Source organism: Imhoffiella purpurea (assembly GCF_000585215.1).
In the GTDB taxonomy this organism is placed as follows: Bacteria; Pseudomonadota; Gammaproteobacteria; order Chromatiales; family Chromatiaceae; genus Imhoffiella; species Imhoffiella purpurea.
In genome coordinates this window covers 1-1788 of the sequence record NZ_AONC01000090.1, presented here as the reverse complement: position 1 = coordinate 1788, position 1788 = coordinate 1, and the positions used below count along the sequence as shown (strand labels likewise).

The 1788-nt window shown below is 55.3% G+C and carries 3 protein-coding genes; all 3 read left to right on the top strand.

Annotated elements, in window-relative coordinates; all coding sequences use genetic code 11:
* Positions 1-195 (top strand): hypothetical protein (locus D779_RS23050; RefSeq protein ID WP_232424260.1); only part of this gene is annotated, 195 nt, incomplete at its 5' end.
* A gap of 86 nt (positions 196-281) precedes the next feature.
* A complete protein-coding gene (locus D779_RS20295; protein WP_043758103.1) occupies positions 282-995 on the top strand; it encodes a transposase in 714 nt (237 codons plus the stop codon).
* 39 nt (positions 996-1034) lie between these two features.
* Positions 1035-1739 carry a pyroglutamyl-peptidase I gene (pcp, locus tag D779_RS20290; RefSeq protein ID WP_052348331.1) on the top strand — a complete coding sequence of 235 codons (705 nt, stop codon included), beginning with the start codon at positions 1035-1037 and terminating at the stop codon, positions 1737-1739.
* Positions 1740-1788: the final 49 nt, after the last annotated feature.

The following is a 1788-nucleotide window of genomic DNA, read 5'->3' as shown; positions in this document are numbered from 1 at the left end:
TGGCGTCGTTTAGGTCGTGGTTTTGACTTTGCCATAGCGGAGCCCGTCTGTCTTCACGTCCCCAAGGGAGGAGGAGGGTCTGAACGCTTACCAAACTCTTCAATCGCAAGAATTTTGGTTCTTCTGAATTCCGGGACTGGATTTTTCTTTATAGGTTTAGCGTTGTCAATCGTAACGACCAAGGAAGTGAAGTGAAGTGAAAATGGACAAAAAGGGGACAGATTTATTTACCGCTATACTGACATGAGGCACAGCCACTCGGGTCAGAGCCGCTTTTCAGCATGCCAAGAATCGGGCGCATCATTCTTCCAAACTATCCACACCATGTCGTGCAGCGCGGGCACAATAGACAGATAGTTTTTGCCGAGGAGGCGGATTACAGTTACTACCTCGATACGCTGGAAGCCTTCAAGCAGGTCTATGACGTCAAGGTCTTCGGCTTCTGTCTGATGACGAATCATGTACATCTGATCCTGCAGCCCGGCGAGGCGATCGCTGATCTCGGGCAGCTCATGAAACGCCTGGCGGGACGCCAAACGCGCTTCGTCAACCGGCAGGAATCACGGAGCGGAACGCTCTGGGAGGGGCGATACAAGTCGAGCCCGATCGATACGGATGCCTACCTGCTCGCCTGTTGTCGCTATGTCGAGCTGAATCCCGTGCGGGCGGGGATGACGGATTCAGCGGCCGCCTATCCCTGGTCGAGCTATCGGTGGCACACTCGGGAAAGCGCCGACTACGACTGGCTCGATGCGGATCCTTGCTACATGGCCTTGGGCGTGACCGCCGAAGAGCGTGCCCTTCGTTACCGTGAGTTCGTCCATGAAGCGATACCGGAAGAAGAATGGAACCTGATCCGCGAAGCCTTGCAGCGTGGCCAGTTGACAGGAAGCGACCGCTTCACCGATCAAGTCGAGGCCATGATCGATCGCCGGATCGAGCATCGCAAGCCTGGTCGACCTAGAAGAACCAGGTTCGATGACGAGCCTAATTAAAAACCCATCCCCTATTAGTTGCGGCAACGAGGAATACCCATGGCGAAGATATTGCTAACGGGATTCGAGGCGTACGGAAACACACCCGAAAATCCGGCAGAAGCGGTCGCTCGTAGGCTTGATGGTAAGCTTATCGATGAATCCATAATCGTTTCGCGCATAGTCCCGAATAACTTTTTCGAATGCATCGACTTCGTGTGGGATTCGATTGCCGAAACATCGCCGGACATCGTGGTCATGATGGGCGAATATGGTGGACGTGCGATGGTGACCGTCGAGCGGATTGCCCAGAATTTGAACGACTCGACGCGATACGGGCTCGCGGACAACAATGGGTGCTCCCTGCAGGGGCAACTGACGGTTGCCGATGGCCCCGCCGCATACTATTCGACGCTACCCATTCGTGCCATGGTCAAGGCGATGCGAGAGTCCGGCATTCCTTCCGATACCTCGGATGTTACGGGCACCTTTTGCTGCAACCATCTGATGTATGGAATCCTTCACCGGATCCACATCAACAGCCTGCCCATTCGTGCGGGATGGATTCATCTCCCCCATCTTCCTAGCGTTGCCGCGCTACCTGAAAATCTCGGGGCTCCGAGTATGTCGGTGGAAACATCCGCAATGGGTGTCGAAATCGGACTGCGGGCTGTCCTCGAGAATCTGAGAGATATCGAGGAGCCAATTCTGTCACGGCTCCAGAGTAACCATCCCCCGGCAAAGCCGGGGGCTTTGAATTCGTGAGCCGCTCAAAGCGGCAAGGGGTCGCTAACGCGGCCCCACGGTATTAGGG

Coding starts and splice junctions, on each gene's coding strand:
- D779_RS20295 (WP_043758103.1), top strand. CDS start 282: ATGCCAAGAATCGGGCGCATCATTCTTCCAAACTATCCACACCATGTC.
- pcp (WP_052348331.1), top strand. CDS start 1,035: ATGGCGAAGATATTGCTAACGGGATTCGAGGCGTACGGAAACACACCC.